14 protein-coding genes are annotated in these 15,323 nt (G+C 73.4%); 8 read left to right on the top strand and 6 right to left on the bottom strand.

Going from position 1 to position 15,323, the window contains the following annotated elements; genetic code table 11:
* Positions 1–27 precede the first annotated feature (27 nt).
* Positions 28–489: a VOC family protein gene (locus tag JQN83_RS30700; protein ID WP_208570646.1), complete on the top strand. Its 462-nt coding sequence runs from the start codon at positions 28–30 to the stop codon at positions 487–489.
* Between the two features lie 50 nt (positions 490–539).
* On the opposite strand, the gene JQN83_RS30695 is transcribed toward JQN83_RS30700, so the two are convergent.
* The 3 genes from JQN83_RS30695 to JQN83_RS30685 are packed head-to-tail and all read right to left on the bottom strand — an operon-like array spanning position 540 to position 4,017.
* Positions 540–2,819, bottom strand: coding sequence for an FtsX-like permease family protein (locus JQN83_RS30695; protein WP_208570645.1), 2,280 nt, complete (start codon positions 2,817–2,819; stop codon positions 540–542).
* Positions 2,816–3,496: an ABC transporter ATP-binding protein gene (locus tag JQN83_RS30690; protein WP_208570644.1), complete on the bottom strand. Its 681-nt coding sequence runs from the start codon at positions 3,494–3,496 to the stop codon at positions 2,816–2,818. Before JQN83_RS30690 ends, JQN83_RS30695 begins: the two co-directional genes overlap by 4 nt.
* Complete coding sequence (locus JQN83_RS30685; protein ID WP_208570643.1) at positions 3,493–4,017, bottom strand: PadR family transcriptional regulator; 525 nt, start codon at positions 4,015–4,017, stop codon at positions 3,493–3,495. Before JQN83_RS30685 ends, JQN83_RS30690 begins: the two co-directional genes overlap by 4 nt.
* 277 nt (positions 4,018–4,294) lie before the next feature.
* Between JQN83_RS30685 and JQN83_RS30680 the strand changes: the two genes are divergently transcribed.
* Positions 4,295–6,031 carry a M28 family peptidase gene (locus JQN83_RS30680; protein WP_208570642.1) on the top strand — a complete coding sequence of 579 codons (1,737 nt, stop codon included), beginning with the start codon at positions 4,295–4,297 and terminating at the stop codon, positions 6,029–6,031.
* A gap of 108 nt (positions 6,032–6,139) precedes the next feature.
* Positions 6,140–6,553 (top strand): type II toxin-antitoxin system Phd/YefM family antitoxin, encoded by a 414-nt coding sequence (locus JQN83_RS30675; protein WP_208570641.1) that lies wholly within the window; start codon positions 6,140–6,142, stop codon positions 6,551–6,553.
* Positions 6,554–6,886: 333 nt separating this feature from the next.
* Here the strand turns inward: JQN83_RS30675 and JQN83_RS30670 are convergent, their stop codons facing one another.
* Both JQN83_RS30670 and JQN83_RS30665 read right to left on the bottom strand, forming a co-directional pair.
* Complete coding sequence (locus JQN83_RS30670) at positions 6,887–8,149, bottom strand: MFS transporter (RefSeq protein ID WP_307799937.1); 1,263 nt, start codon at positions 8,147–8,149, stop codon at positions 6,887–6,889.
* Positions 8,146–8,718: a winged helix-turn-helix domain-containing protein gene (locus JQN83_RS30665; RefSeq protein WP_208570640.1), complete on the bottom strand. Its 573-nt coding sequence runs from the start codon at positions 8,716–8,718 to the stop codon at positions 8,146–8,148. The genes JQN83_RS30670 and JQN83_RS30665 overlap by 4 nt, the downstream gene beginning before the upstream one ends.
* Before the next feature lie 325 nt (positions 8,719–9,043).
* On the opposite strand from JQN83_RS30665, the gene JQN83_RS30660 reads away from it, so the two are divergent.
* Positions 9,044–9,898, top strand: a complete 855-nt coding sequence (locus JQN83_RS30660) for a DMT family protein (protein ID WP_208570639.1) — start codon at positions 9,044–9,046, stop codon at positions 9,896–9,898.
* Positions 9,899–9,923: 25 nt separating this feature from the next.
* On the opposite strand, the gene smpB is transcribed toward JQN83_RS30660, so the two are convergent.
* The gene (gene smpB / locus JQN83_RS30655; protein ID WP_208570638.1) at positions 9,924–10,427 is read right to left on the bottom strand and encodes an SsrA-binding protein SmpB; all 504 of its coding nucleotides are present in this window, start codon (positions 10,425–10,427) and stop codon (positions 9,924–9,926) included.
* A gap of 83 nt (positions 10,428–10,510) precedes the next feature.
* Between smpB and JQN83_RS30650 the strand changes: the two genes are divergently transcribed.
* The 4 genes from JQN83_RS30650 (at position 10,511) to nhaA (ending at position 15,323) form a co-directional block, all read left to right on the top strand.
* A complete protein-coding gene (locus tag JQN83_RS30650; RefSeq protein ID WP_208570637.1) occupies positions 10,511–11,050 on the top strand; it encodes a DinB family protein in 540 nt (179 codons plus the stop codon).
* 101 nt (positions 11,051–11,151) lie between these two features.
* Complete coding sequence (locus JQN83_RS30645) at positions 11,152–11,820, top strand: class I SAM-dependent DNA methyltransferase (RefSeq protein ID WP_307799935.1); 669 nt, start codon at positions 11,152–11,154, stop codon at positions 11,818–11,820.
* 64 nt (positions 11,821–11,884) lie between these two features.
* Positions 11,885–13,786 (top strand): molecular chaperone HtpG, encoded by a 1,902-nt coding sequence (gene htpG / locus JQN83_RS30640; RefSeq protein WP_208570636.1) that lies wholly within the window; start codon positions 11,885–11,887, stop codon positions 13,784–13,786.
* 184 nt (positions 13,787–13,970) lie between these two features.
* On the top strand, positions 13,971–15,323 hold the full coding sequence (gene nhaA, locus JQN83_RS30635; RefSeq protein WP_208570635.1) for a Na+/H+ antiporter NhaA: 1,353 nt from the start codon (positions 13,971–13,973) through the stop codon (positions 15,321–15,323).

Here is a 15,323-nt window from a genome sequence, read left to right as displayed (position 1 = left end):
TCGAGCACCATCAGCAAGGAGTCGACCATGGCCATCTCCGCCACCACGCACCTCAACTTCCGGGGTGACGCCCGTGCGGCGCTGGAGTTCTACCAGGCCGTGTTCGGTGGCCGCAGCACCGTCGTCAGCTACGGCGACCTGGGGATGCCGAAGGACCTGCCGGACGCCGACAGGGTCGTCTTCGGCCAGGTCACTGCCGACAACGGCTTCGCCATCATGGCCTACGACGTGCCCGCCGGTGCCCCCGCCGCAGCCGCGCCGACCACCACCACCCGCGAGAACGGCACGACGCTGACCGGCGAACGGTTCTTCGTCTCCGTCCGGGGGGACAACGCCGACGAGGTCGGGGCGCTCTGGCACCGGCTCGCCGAGGGGGCCCACCTGATCGAGGAGTACGGCCCGTCGCCGTGGGCCCCCGGTTTCGGGATGCTCACCGACCGGTTCGGCGTCACCTGGATCCTCGACGTCGCCACCCCGTACGCCGGCTGACCGCCCTGCACCGGTCCGGGTCGGCGACGTCGTCGACCCGGACCGGTCGGTCATTCGGTGCGCAGCCCGTCGGCGCGGGTGAGCCGCCACAGCAGCGGCAGGCTCAGCCCGCTGATCGCCAGGACGGCCAGCGCGCCGAGGCCGACGGCGAAGCCCACCACCGGCCAGGCGACCGTGACGGGCGCCTGCACCATCCGCAGCAGGGCCGCGCCGAGGCCGAGCCCGAAGCCGACCGCCAGCACCAGCCCCACCCCGACCGGTAGGGCGGTCTGCCACAGCACCGACCAGCCGAGGGTGCTGCGTCGGGTGCCCACCGCCACCAGCATGGCCAGCAGGCGGCGGCGTTCCCGCAGCTGCTCCAACGTGCCGACCAGCATGCTGGTGGCGATCAGCAGCAGGGTGACGACCGTGCCGATGGCCAGGCCGCGCCGGATGTCGGCGAACCGGGGTGACTCGATGGTCGAGGACAACACGGACACGGGAGTGGCCAGGTCGATCGCGGCGACGGCGTTACGGACGTGTTCGACCGCGTCCGGTTTGGCCGGGTCGAGCTTGAGGTAGACGGTCGAATGCAGCGGACCGAGGGTCCGAGTGGCGGCGGCTGCGGGGGTGAGCAGGACACCGTTCTGCATCCAGCCGGCCGGATCGGGCCGGGCCTGCGCGGCACGGGCCGCCGTGGGCAGCCGCCACCGGGAGTTGTCGCGGACGACCAGCATCGCGTCGGCGGGGATGACCGTCGGGTCGTTCGGATCGGACGCCAGGAAGGTGTCCCCGTCCGCGCACCGGTCGAGACGCGCGAACTCGGCCAGCGCGGCGCAGTCGCCGACCCGGATCTCCACCGGTGGGCCGTCCGGCGAGCCGATGGTGGCCACAGAGATGAGGGTGCCGGTCGCAGCGGTCACCCCGTCGGCCCCGCCGAGCTGCCGCAGGACCCGGGCCAGGTCCGGCTGGTTCAGGAACTGCACCTGCACCTGCGCCCGGGAGGTGTCCTGCCCGCTGGCGGTGGTGAAGTCCCCGGCGATCCCGGCGAAGAGCATCTGCAGGCCGATCGTGCCGGCGACGGCCACGGCGATGCCGTTGACCAGCCGGGCGGAGGTGGCGCTGTCCAGCTGCACCCGGCGGACCGCCAGCTGCCAGGACACCGGACCGCCGCGCAGTCGTCGTACCAGCAGGTCGGTCAGCCAGGGCAGCACGGTGACCGTGCCGATCAGCAGCAGCACCGCGCCGGCCGGCACCACCCACCGGGTGACCCCGCCGTCGCCCTCGCGCAGACCGGCCACGGGCAGGAGCATGGCCAGGCCGACGGCGGGCAGCAGCAGCCGCCACCAGAGCCGACGGCGGACCGGGGTGCTGCGCCGGGCCACTCCGAGCGGCTCGACCACGACCGCGCGCAACGCCAGCATCGCCACCAGCACGGCCAGCGCCGGCACGGCCAGCACGACGGCCAGCAGCAGCGCGGTGGGGGGCTGGATGTCGTCGGCGTACACGCTGATGTCGTAGAGGGTGACCAGCGGGACCAGTTGGCGACCGGCGAGCAGGAACCCGATGCCGACGACGACCCCGAGCAGGGCACCGGCGGCGGCCTCCCCGGCGGCGATCCGCCGCACCATGGTGGTGTCCGCGCCGACCAGGCGCAGCGCGGCGAGCCGCCGGTCGCGTCGCTCACCGCCGTAGCGCACGGCGGAGCCGAGGAACACCGCGATGGGCAGCAGCAGCACCACGAAGATGACCGCTACCAGCAGCATCAGCACCGGGCCGAGACCCTCGCCGGGCAACCCGCCGCCGAACCTGTCCAGCCGGGTCGCCCCGGACGTGTCGGACAGCCGGTCGTCGCCCTGGTAGTAGGCCAGTTCGTTGGGGCCGGCGAGGCCCTCGTCGGCGATGGTCCCGGTGACCCGCGCGCCGCCCAGCCGGGGGGCGAACAGCGGGCCGTCGGGGGAGTCGAGCAGCCGGCGCAGGGCGGGGGAGACGACCACCTCCCCGGGGGCGGGCAGGGCGGTCAGCCCCGGCGGGACGGGGGCGGCCGGTCCCTCCGGCCGCAGCAGCCGGCCCCGCACCGGCCGGCCCCGGAACTCGGCGTCCAGCGCGTGCACCAGCAGGGTGCCGGGACCGGCCGCGACCTGTTCGCCGAACCGCAGGTCGTCGCGGGCGTCGCCGCGCGCCTGCCGGGCGTCGAGCGCCCCGGGCACGGCGGTGGCCAGCAGCAGCATGGCCACCCCGATGCCGACGCCGACGGCGGTGAGCAGCGCCCGGGTCCAACCCTCCCGGCCGCCCGTGACGGCCATCCGGGCACCCATCGCCAGGTCCGCGAGCGCGCCCCGACCGGTCACGCCGCCACCTCCAGGTTGCGGGTCCGCCCGTCGCGCACCACGATCTCCCGGTCGGAGTACGCGGCCACCCGTGCCTCGTGGGTGACCAGGACCACCGCCGCCCCGCTGTCCCGGGCGGCCTCGGTGAGCAGCCGCATGACCCGTTCGCCGTTGAGCGAGTCCAGCGCTCCGGTCGGCTCGTCGGCGAAGATCACCCGGGGGCGGGTGACCAGCGCGCGGGCCACCGCGACGCGTTGCCCCTGGCCGCCGGAGACCTCGCCGGGGCGCTTGCCGGCCACGTCGGTGACCTCCAGCCGTTCCAGCCACTGCCCGGCCCGCTGCTCGGCCTCACGCCGGGGGACCCGGGCCAGCCGCAGCGGCAGCGCGACGTTCTCCAGGCAGGTCAGCTCGGGCACCAGCTGGCCGAACTGGAAGACGAACCCGAAGGCTTCCCGGCGCAGGGCGCTGCGCCGGGCGTCACTCATCGTCACCAGGTCCTGGCCGTCGAAGACGACCCGGCCCCGGTCGGGGCGGACGATCCCGGCCAGGCAGTGCAGCAGGGTGGACTTGCCGGAGCCGGACGACCCGAGCACCGCTACCACCTCGCCCTCGTCGATGCGCAGCGCGGCGTCGACCAGTGCGGCCGTCTCGCCGAAGCTGCGGTGCAGGCCCTCGGCGACCAGCAGCGGGGCGCTCATGCGCGCACCCGCGCGGCCAGGTCGTCGAGGCGGGCGGTGGTCAGTTCCAGCCAGCGCAAGTCGGCCTCCAGGTGGAAGAGCGCGTGATCACAGATCAACTGTTCGGCGAGATCGCCGCCGCGCTTGCGCCGGGTCAGCTCCCGCATCAGGCGTAGGTGCTCGGCGCGCTGCACGTCGAGCAGTTCGGCGGCCTCGCGACCGGTGAGCAGGGCGAGCACCACCTTGGTGTAGAGGATGCTCTGCAGATAGGGCTCGGGCTGTTCCGGGCGGGCCAGCCACTGGGCCACGTCGGCGACGCCGGCCTCGGTGATGGCGTACCGCTTGCGGTCGGGGCCCTCGCCGGGCTCGACCGCCTCCACCTCGACCAGGCCGCCGCGCAGCAGCCGGGACAGGGTCGCGTAGACCTGGCCGTAGGCGACCGGGCGGGAGTGGCCGAAGTGTTCGTCGTAGCGCCGTTTGATGTCGTAACCGTGCCGGGGGGTCGCCTCCAGCAGGCCGAGGAAGGTCTGGCCGATGGACATGCCGGCGACTATACACACCGCGTATACGCGCGTTGTCTACACCCAGCGCCGACGTGGTCGCGACCGGCTCTCGGCGACCCCCGGGGTACCGCCCGCGAATGTGACACCGTCCGACGGATTGACCCGCAGATTGATACATGTCAGTGTTTGCTTCCCCGGCGTTTCCGCCGCGATCCCACCCCCGGATCGCGGGTCGCCCGTCCACCCCCGGTCACATCCGACAGACGGGACGGTGACGCCCGGGCGGATGCCCCGCCGACCCCCATGAGGAGCACGCATGAAGCGCAGAACCCTGGCGATCGCCGCCGTCACCGCGGTGACGCTCGCCCTGGCCGCGCCACCGGCCTCGGCCGCCCCGACCGCCCGCCCGGCCACCGCCGCGCCGGCCGTCGCCGCGCTCGCCGCGCCGGATGTCCAGGTCGCCAACGTCCAGGCGCACCTGGCCCAGTTCCAGAGCATCGCCACCAGCAACGGCGGCAACCGGCGGGCCGGCTCGGCCGGCTACACCGCCTCGGTCGCCTACGTGAAGTCCAAGCTCCAGGCCGCCGGCTACACGGTCACCGAGCAGACCTGCACCAGCTGCACCTACCAGGGCAACAACGTGATCGCCGAGTGGCCGCAGGGCCCGACCACCGACGTGGTCATGTTCGGCGCGCACCTCGACGGCGTCGCCGCCGGACCGGGCATCAACGACAACGGCTCCGGCTCGTCGGTGCTGCTGGAGAACGCCCTGGTGCTCGCCCAGCAGAACCCGACCATGAGCAAGCGGGTCCGGTTCGCCTGGTGGAACGGCGAGGAGCAGGGCCTGCAGGGCTCCAAGTTCTACGTCAACTCCCTGACCACCGCCCAGAAGGGCTACATCAAGGGGTACTACAACTTCGACATGGTCGCCTCGACCAACGGCGGCTACTTCATCAACCGGGTCACCTCCACCACCGCCGCGCCGCTCAAGGCGTACTGGGACTCCCTCGGGCTGTCGCCGGAGGAGAACACCGAGGGCCAGGGCCGCTCCGACGACTACTCGTTCCAGCAGGCCGGCATCCCCACCTCGGGCTACGCGATGGGGGCCAGCGCCCGCAAGACCAGCGCCCAGGCCGGCAAGTGGGGCGGCACCGCCAACGCCGCGTACGACCCGTGCTACCACTCGTCCTGCGACACCACCAGCAACATCAACGCCACCGGGCTCAACCGCAGCGCCGACGGCGTCGCGTACGCCATCTGGGACCTCGCGGTCGGCGGCGGCACCCCGACCAACGACTTCTCCGTCGCGGTCAGCCCGACCTCGGGTGGCGTCACCCGGGGCGGCTCCACCACCGCCACGGTCAGCACCGCCACCACCAGCGGCAGCGCCCAGACCGTCGCCCTGTCGGCCTCCGGTGCACCCAGCGGCGTGAGCGTCTCGTTCAGCCCGTCGTCGGTCACCTCCGGCGGCTCGGCCACCATGACGGTCAGCGCCTCGTCGAGCGCCAGCCTCGGCACCTTCACCCTCACCGTGACCGGCACCGGCTCGGCCACCCGCACGGCCAGCTACACCGTCACCGTCACCGGCACCGGTAGCTGCACCGGCGGGCAGGTCATCGGCAACGGCAGCTTCGAGTCCGGCACCACGCCGTGGACGGCCACCACCGGCGTCATCACCAACTCGTCCAGCCAGCCGGCCCGCACCGGCTCCTACAAGGCATGGCTCAACGGCAACGGCAGCACCAGCACCGACACCCTCTCCCAGTCGGTGACCGTGCCGGCCGGCTGCTCCTCCTACGCCCTCGCCTTCTACCTGCACATCGACACCACCGAACGGACCACCACCGTCGCGTACGACAAGCTGGTGGTCCAGGTCGGCAGCACCACGCTGGCGACGTACTCCAACCTCAACAAGGCCACCGGCTACACGCTGCGCTCGTTCGACCTCGGCGCGTACGCCGGCCAGACGGTGACCCTGAAGTTCACCGGCACCGAGGACTCCTCGTTGCAGACCAGCTTCGTCATCGACGACGTGACGTTGCAGGTGAGCTGACCGACCCGGGTGGGGTGGACGCCTGGTCCACCCCACCCGGACCGTCATGGTTCCCCCACCCGGACCGTCATGGCGATAAATGTCATACCCCGGTCGGACCATGGGGACATGGCTGCCCCCGCGCTGTCCCACCACAGTGGTCAACCCCGATCCGTGCCGCTGCGCGAGCTGCGTACCCGGCTGACCCAGCTGATCGCGATGGCCGAGCTGACCGACACGGTCACCCTGGTCACCCGCGACGGCGACACCCGGCCGGTCGCCGCGATCGTGCCGGCCTCCGCCGCCCGCAGCGCCGCCCAGGCCCGCGCCGACGACGAACGCCTGAGCACGGTGACCGCGGGTTGGGCCCGCCGGCTGGAGGAGTCACACCGGCAGGGCGCCCGCCGGCACGCCGCCGAGCTGCGGGCCGTGACCGACGCGCTGGCCGAGGTATGGGCCGAGCTGGACCGGCACGTCCCACCCGGCACCGACCCGGCCGTCGACCGGCTCCGCGCCGCCCACGCCGACCTGCGCCGCGACTGACCCGGGCACCTCCGCCGCCCACCCGACCCACCCACCCCCACCCGACCCGCCTCCTGCCCGCAGCCCGGGTCGGTTCCCACCCGCACCGCGACCGGCCCGCCCGCCACCAGACGCGTCGCGCTCCCCACCTCACCCCACTCTGCCCCGCCCCACCCCGGTCACCCCAACCCCGGTCACCCCGTCCCGGTGATCAAGAAGTTTGCGTCAGTTGATCAAGAGGTTTGCGTCAACTTGAAGATCAAAGTTGACGCAAACCTCTTGATCACCGGGACGGGGGACGGAGCCTGGGACGCGGGACGGAGCCCGGGGCTGGGCGGGGGCGGGTGGGGGTGGTTAGGGGACTGGGGCGGGGGTTCGTGTCGGGCGGGTGGGGGTGGTCGGGTGGTCCATCGTGCGCCAGGGGCCGCCCAGCAGTGGGGTGAGCACCACCAGCAGGTAGCAGCCACCCACGGTGAGCAGGACGGGTGTGGTGCCGAAGCCGTCGACGGCCACCCCGGCGGCGAGCGCACCCAGCGGCATGCCGGCCCAGCAGCCCGCCCCGATCACCCCGAACACCCGGGCCCGCAGGTGGGCCGGCACCCGTTCCAGCTCCACCGCGCCGAGCAGCGGGTTGATCGCACCGGCGGCAAATCCGGACAGGGCGAAGACCGCGACGATCCAGGGCAGCGGCGGCGCGGCGGCCAGCGCCCAGAAGGGTGGCGCACCGGCGAGGGCGAAGGCGGTGACGAGGGTGGCCCGGCGGGGCAGCCGGTGGCCGACCGCGCTGAACACCAGCGACCCGGCCAGCGCGCCGCCGCCCATCGCGCCGACCAGCAGGCCGAACGCGGTCGCTCCGCCGAGTTCCCGGTCGGCCACCACCGGCAGCAGCACGTTGCTCTTGGTCGCGTCGAAGAAGTTGGTCACCAGCACCAGCAGCACCACCGCGCGCAGCAGCGGCTCCCGGGTCAGGAACCGTACCCCGGCGGCGAATTCCCGCCAGTAGCCGGCACCGCCCGGGTCGGTCGGCGTGGCCGCACGCAGCGCCCGGGGCACCAGCACCGTCACGACCAGCGCGGAGACCGCGAACGTGACGGCGTCCAGGGCCAGCACGGGGAGCGCGCCGAGGGTGGCGACGAGTAGGCCAGCCGCCGGGGCACCGATCAGCCGGGCGCCCCGCTCGCTCGCCTCGTACCAGCCGACGGCCCGTTCCAGCGGCACCCCGGCGGCGGTGGCCGCCTCCGGCAGCAGGGCGTTGCGGGCGGTCTGCCCGGGGGTGTCGAGCAGGCCGCTGGCGAAGACCAGCCCGAGCAGCGCCCAGAACGGCAGGCCGACGGTGGCGTCGAGCAGCGGCACGGCGGCGACCGTCAGCCCCGACACCACGTCGGCCAGGACGCTGGCCCGGCGGTAGCCGATCCGGTCCACCAGGACCCCGCCGAGCGCGCCGCCGAGCACCATCGGTACGGCGGCGACCGCACCGGTGAGGCCGGTGGCGGCGGGCGAGCCGGTTTCGGCGAGCACGTAGAGCGGCAGCGCGATCAGGGTGAGCATGTTGCCGGTGAGCGAGACCGTGTGACCGACCAGCAGGCCGACCAACGGCCCACGGTGGCGCGGCGTCACCGCTGGTCCCGGAAGGCGTGGTACATCAACGTCACCGTCTCGGCTCCCGGCCGGGCCGGGTCGCTGCGGGCCTGCCAGCGGGCGGCCAGCGCCTCCAGGTCGGCCCGCAGCTCGATCAGCTCGTCGCTGGTCAGGTGCAGCCAGGAGTCGCTGCTGGCGGTGCCGCGTACCCACTGCGGGTCGAGGGTCGCCTCGACGTCGAGGTAGTGGCCGAGCCGTTCCACGTACCGGTCGAGGACTGCGCGGCGGAGCAGGTCGGAGGCGGCCCGGCGTTCCGGGTCGGCGAGCAGCTCGACCGGCTCCCAGGAGGTCCGGGTGTGCGTCGCCCGCCACCAGCGTTCGCGGCGGTCGCGGGCGTGCTCGGGGGCCTCCTCGACGAAGCCGTGTTCGGCCAGCTTGCCCAGGTGGTAACTGACCGAGCCGACCGCCTCGTCGATGGCGTCGCTGAGCATGCCGACGCTCTGCGGACCCCGCACGCGCAGCTCGCCGAGCAGCCGCAACCGGGTGGGGTGGGCCAGCGCACGCATCGCCCGGGGGTCGGTCAGGTGCCGGGTGGGTTCCTCCGTCATGCGACCACCCTAGAAGCACAAGACATGAAGTACAAGAAATGTTGTTGAATGGTGGTGGCGCGTCGCGGTGGCCACGCGCTGCGGCGCGCGAACGCGACGGGGAGAATGCGACGGAGCGACGGCTGACGCGGACCCGGCCGGGATCAGGACCAGAGGCGGTGCCGATGACCGAGCCGGCGGTGACCACCGCAACCGGGCCGGCAGCGTCCACCGGGCCGGCAGCGTCCACCGGGCCGGCAGCGTCCACCGGCCCGGCAGCGTCCACCGGCCCGGCAGCGTCCACCGGCCCGGAGGCGTTCGGCCGGGCCGGGGCAGGGGGCGGGCCGTGACGTCCGGCCTCGCGCTGACCTTCGCGCTCGGCGCGGCGTTCGCCTACGGCGTCGGCTCGGTCCTGCAGGCCGTCGGGGCGCGGCGCGGCGCCAGCACCCTGCGTGCCCTCGGGCACCCGCTCTACCTCGCCGGCCTGGCCTGCGACACGCTGGCCTGGCTCGCCTCCCTGGTCGCCCTCCAGAAGCTGCCCGTGTACGCGGTCCAGTCGGTGACCGCCGGCTCCCTCGCCGTCACCGTGGTCATCGCCCGGATCGTGCTCGGCGCGCGACTGCGCCGCCGCGACACCGCGGCGATCCTGCTCACCGTCGCCGCCCTGACCGTCATCTCGCTGGCCGCCGGCTCCGAACCGCCGGTCACCGCGTCGACGGCGCTCCGGGTCGGCCTGGCCGTCGCGGCGGTGCTGACCGCCGCCGCCGGGGTCGCCGCCCTGCGGGTGGCCCGACCGGTCGTCGCCGCCACCCTGGCCGGCCTCGCCTGGGGGATCACCGCGCTGTGCGCGCGGGCGCTCACCCCGCCCCCCGACCCGCTGGGCCACCCCGGCGCGGCGGCCTGGGACCTGTTGCGGGAGCCGGTCAGCTGGGGACTCGTCGTCTCCGGGGTGGCCGGGACGATCCTCTACGCGCACGCGCTGCGGCACGGGTCGGTCGGGCCGGTCACCGCCGTGCTCTGGGCGGTCGAGATCGTCGTCCCGTCGGTCGCCGGGGTGCTGCTGCTCGGTGACGGGGTCCGGCCCGGTTGGCTGCCCTGGGCGGTCCTGGCCACCCTGACCACGGTGGCCGCCGCGATCGTGCTGGCCGGTGCCCCGGGCACCGCCGACACCGCCGCAGCCGACGACCGCGCCCCCGGCTGAGCCCGCAGGGCACTCCGGGAGAAGGTCAGCCCGGTCGGCGGCCCCCGCCGGCCGGGCGGCGACCCTTGAGCCGACGACCCAGCTCCCGGGCGATCTCCCGGTTGGCGTCGCGTTCGGCGAGGACCTGGCGCTTGTCGTAGGAGCGGCGGCCCCGGGCGAGCGCGATCTCCACCTTGGCCCAGCCGTTGCTGAAGTACATCGACAGGGGCACCAGGGTCACCCCGCCGTCGCGCAGCTTCTCCAGGATCCGGTCGATCTCCACCCGACGCAGCAGCAGCTTGCGGGTGCGCCGGGGCTGGTGGTTGGTCCAGGTGCCGTAGCCGTACTCGGCGATGTGCAGGCCGTGCAGCAGCAGCTCGCCGTCGCTCTCCTGGGCGAACGCGTCGACCAGCGACACCCGCCCCTCGCGCAGCGACTTGACCTCGGTGCCGGCCAGCACGATGCCCGCCTCGTAGGTCTTCAGCACGGTGTAGTCGTGGCGGGCCTTCTTGTTGGCGGCGATGAGCTTGCGCTCCGCGTCCCGCGACACGACGACCACCTCCGCTCGGATCTGCCAGCGGCGTACACCCTACCGTCGGTTGCGGCCCGGCCCCCGCGTGGCAGGATCGCCGCATGTCGGAATGGGCGGCGATCACACCGGAGGACCGGGACTGGACCGGCGTCATCGACGACGGCTGCGCCGAGTGCGGCTTCGTGCCGCAGCGGGCCGAGACCACCGGGGGCCGGCTGCGCGCCACCGTCCCGGTCTGGCGGGACGTGCTGTCCCGGCCCGACGCGACCCGGCGGCCCGCGCCGACCGTCTGGTCGCCGGTGGAGTACGCCTGCCACGTGCGGGACACCTGCCGGATCTTCCGGGGTCGGCTGGCGCTGATGCTCGACGAGGACGACCCGGTCTTCCCCAACTGGGACCAGGACGCCACCGCCGTCGAGGACGACTACTTCCACCAGTCACCGGCCCGGGTGGCCGGGGAACTCGCCGCGCAGGCCGAGTCGACCGCCGCCGCCTTCGACGCCGTCACGCCCGCGCAGTGGGACCGGCCGGGCCGGCGTAGCAACGGCTCGGTGTTCACCGTGCGCCGCTTCGCCGTCTACTTCCTGCACGACGTGGTGCACCACGTACACGACGTCACCCGCCCGGCGACTCCCCGCTGACCCGCCAGGCGACGTCGCGGGCGGGGCCGCCCGGGGCCGACGTCGAGGGGCGGTGTGGCGCAGCCCCCGGCGCAGCCGCCCGGCCGGTAGGGTCCGCGGCCGTGACCGACGCCGACTTCCTCGCCGAGACCCGCGCCTCCTACGACACGATGGCCGCCGGGTACGCCACCCGGTTCCGGGCCGAGCTCGCCGCCCGCCCAGTCGACCGGGGCATGCTCGCCGCGTTCGCCGAGACCGTCCTGGCCGGCGGCGGTGGCCCGGTGCTCGACGTCGGCTGCGGCCCCGGCCGGATCACCGGCCACCTGCGCGCCCTCGATCTGACCGTCACCGGGCTCGACCTGTCCCCCGGGATGCTGGCGCAGGGCCGGCTCGCCCACCCCGACCTGAGCCTCGTCGAGGGGTCCATGCTGGACCTGCCGGTGGCCGACGGGGTGCTGGCCGGGCTGGTCGCCTGGTACAGCGTCATCCACGTGCCCGACGAGTGGCTGCCCCGGGTGTTCGCCGAGTTCCACCGGGTCCTCGCCCCCGGTGGGCACGCCCTGCTCGCCTTCCAGGTCGGTGACGAGACGGTCCGCTACACCGAGGCGTGGGGTGACCCGGTCTCCCTGGCGTTCCGTCGCCGCAGCCCGGACCACGTGGCGGCGTTGCTGCGCGCCGCGGGGCTGCCGGAGCAGGCCCGGATGTGCCGGGCCCCGCAGGAGTTCGCCGGCGCCACCGAACGCACCCCGCAGGCCTGCCTGCTGGTTCGTCGGGACGACGACCGGGCGTGACCGGGCCGCCACGGTACCTCGTATCCTGTTGCGCGGATCTGGCCCACCGTACGAGGAGGTTGGTGTGAGCAGTCGGACCGAGACGCTGGAATTCCAGGCGGAGACACGCCAGCTGCTGCAACTGATGGTGCACTCCATCTATTCGCACAAGGACATCTTCCTGCGCGAGTTGATCTCCAACGCCTCCGACGCGTTGGACAAGCTCCGGCTGGAGTCGCTTGTCGACTCCGACCTCGACGTGGACACCACCGACCTGCACATCGAGCTGGTGATCGACCCGGACGCCCGGAGCCTGACCGTGCGGGACAACGGCGTCGGGATGTCCCGCGAGGATGTCGTGTCGCTGATCGGCACCATCGCCCGTTCCGGCACCGCCGAGCTGCTGCGCAAGCTCAAGGAGTCCAAGGACAACGCGGGCAACGAGCTGATCGGCCAGTTCGGCGTCGGGTTCTACTCGACGTTCATGGTCGCCGACCGGGTCACCCTGCTCACCCGGCGGGCCGGGCAGACCGAGGGCACCCGCTGGGAGTCCAGCGGCGAGGGCACGTACGTGGTGGAGACCGTCGACGACGCCCCGCAGGGCACCTCGGTCACCGTGCACCTCAAGCCCGCCGACGACGAGGACAACCTGCACGACTACGCCGACCTCGCCACGGTCCGGCAGATCGTCAAGCGGTACTCGGACTTCATCGCCTGGCCGATCCGCACCACGGTGCCGGGCGTCGACGGCGGCGAACCCACCGAGGAGACCCTCAACTCCCGCAAGGCGCTCTGGGCGCGTCCGCGCGACGAGGTCGCCGAGGAGGAGTACCGGGACTTCTACCGGCACGTCAGCCACGACTGGACCGACCCGCTGGAGACCATCCACATGCGGGGGGAGGGCACCTTCGAGTACGAGGCGCTGCTGTTCCTGCCCGCGCACGCACCGTACGACCTCTACCAGGCCGACGGCCGGCGCGGGGTGCAGCTCTACGTCAAGCGTGTCTTCGTGATGGACGACTGCGCCGCGCTGATGCCGAACTACCTGCGCTTCGTCAAGGGCGTGGTGGACGCGCACGATCTGTCGCTGAACATCTCCCGGGAGATCCTCCAGCAGGACCGGCAGATCCAGATCGTTCGCCGCCGGCTGGTCCGTAAGGTGCTCGCCACGGTCAAGGACATGCGCACCGGCAACCCGGAGAAGTTCGCCACCTTCTGGGGCGAGTTCGGCCGGGTGGTCAAGGAGGGTCTGCTGGAGGACGCGGACAACACCGAGACCATCCTCGAACTGCTGTCGGTGGCCTCCACCCACCACGACACCGAGCCCACCACGCTGGGCGGGTACGTGGCGCGGATGAAGGACGGCCAGACCGAGATCTACTACGCCACCGGCGAGAGCCGCACCATGCTGGAGAACTCGCCGCACCTGGAGGCGTTCCGGGCCAAGGGCTTCGAGGTGCTGCTGCTCACCGACCCGGTCGACGAGGTGTGGGTGGAGCGGGTCGGCCAGTTCGACGGCAAGCCGCTGCGCTCCATCGCCAAGGGCCAGGTCGACCTGGAGACCGAGGAGGAACGCAAGGACACCGAGGTTGCCCGGGAACAGCAGAACAAGGAGTACGCCGAGCTGCTCACCTTCCTCGGCGGGGCGCTCGCCGACACGGTCAAGGAGGTCCGGCTGTCGTCCCGGCTGACCACCTCGCCGGCGTGCATCGTCGGCGACGCCCACGACATCACCCCGACCCTGGAGAAGATGTACCGGGCGATGGGGCAGGAGTTGCCCCCGGTCAAGCGCATCCTCGAGCTCAACCCGACCCACCCGCTGGTCAGCGCCCTGCGCGTCGCCCACCAGCGGGGTGACGACACGTCGGGGCTGACCGAGACCGCCGAGTTGGTCTACGGCACGGCGCTGCTCGCCGAGGGGGGCGACCTGGCCGACCCGGCCCGGTTCGCCCGGCTGCTCGCCGACCGGTTGGCCCGTACCCTCTGATCCGGTCCGCGCCCGGCCGGGTGGATGCCAGGCCGGGCGCGACCAGGGTTCGGCGGCCCGGACGCCGCGTCCACGGTCGGCGCTGACCCGGCGGTCGGTCGCCGTACCGGATAGGGTTACCCCAGGTGTGCCGGGAAGTCTGGTCGGCGGTGGATGACGCGATCCCTGCCGACGAGGAGTTTCCGTGACCGACGCCACTCGGCGACGCCCCAGCCTGTTCGCCCGCCGGTCCTGGGGCGAGACCAGCCGGATTTCGGCAATCCTGCGCCGGGAGACCGTCGGCGGCGCGCTGCTGCTCGGCGGGGCGCTCATCGCGTTGGTCTGGTCCAATTCTCCCTGGTCGGGCGCGTACCAGACGCTGCGGGACACCACCGTTGGCCCGGCCGCGCTGCATCTCGACCTGAGTGTGGCGACCTGGGCCGCCGACGGCCTGTTGGCGGTCTTCTTCTTCGTCGCCGGCCTGGAACTCAAACGCGAGTTCGTCGCCGGTGACCTGCGTGACCCCCGGCGGGCGGCGGTGCCGGTGGCGGCGGCCGTCGGCGGGGTGATCGTGCCCGCCGTCCTGTACGCCCTGATCGCCGCCGCCGCCGGGGGTGACGCGGGCCGGGGCTGGGCCATCCCGACGGCCACCGACATCGCGTTCGCCCTGGCGGTGCTCGCCGTGGTGGGCCGTTTCCTGCCGTCGGCGCTGCGGACCTTCCTGCTCACCCTGGCGGTGGTCGACGACCTGCTCGCCATCATGATCATCGCGGTCTTCTACACCTCGGACCTGTCCGTCGGCCCGCTGCTGGGCGCGTTGCTGCCGCTCGCCGCCTTCGCGTTCCTGGTGCAGCGTCGCGTCCGGTCCTGGTGGCTGCTGCTGCCCCTGGCCGCCCTCACCTGGGTGCTGGTGCACGAGTCGGGCGTGCACGCCACGGTGGCCGGCGTCATGCTCGCCTTCACCGTGCCGGTGGTGCGCAGTGCGGCGGCCGGCGGCCCGGACGCCGGGCCCGGCCTGGCCGAGCACTTCGAGCACCGGGTCCGGCCGATCTCCGCCGGCATCGCCGTTCCGGTCTTTGCGTTCCTATCCGCCGGGGTCACCGTCGGTGGCCTCGCCGGCCTGGCCACCGCGTTGACCGACCGGGTCGCGGTGGGCATCGCCGTCGGCCTGATCGTCGGCAAGCCGGTCGGCATCCTGATCGCGACCTGGTTGGTGTCCCGGTTCACCCGCGCCGACCTCGACGAGGGCCTCAACTGGCTCGACGTGCTCGGCCTCGCACTGCTCGGCGGGATCGGCTTCACCGTCTCGCTGCTGATCGGGGAACTGGCCTTCGGCCTGGGCAGCGCCCGCGACGACCACGCCAAGGTCGCGGTGCTGGCCGGTTCGCTGGTGTCGGCGCTGCTGGCCAGCGTCATCCTGCGGGCCCGCAGCCGGGTCTACCGGCGGGTGCACGAGGCGGAGAGCGTCGACCTGGACCACGACGGCGTGCCGGACGTCTTCCAGCCGGAACCGCCCCGACCCACCGACGCAGGCCACGGGTCGCCCGGCCCGGGGTGA

This window comes from Micromonospora antibiotica, from assembly GCF_017599305.1.
GTDB classification, from domain to species: Bacteria; Actinomycetota; Actinomycetes; order Mycobacteriales; family Micromonosporaceae; genus Micromonospora; species Micromonospora antibiotica.
This window is presented reverse-complemented; position numbering and strand designations above follow the sequence as displayed.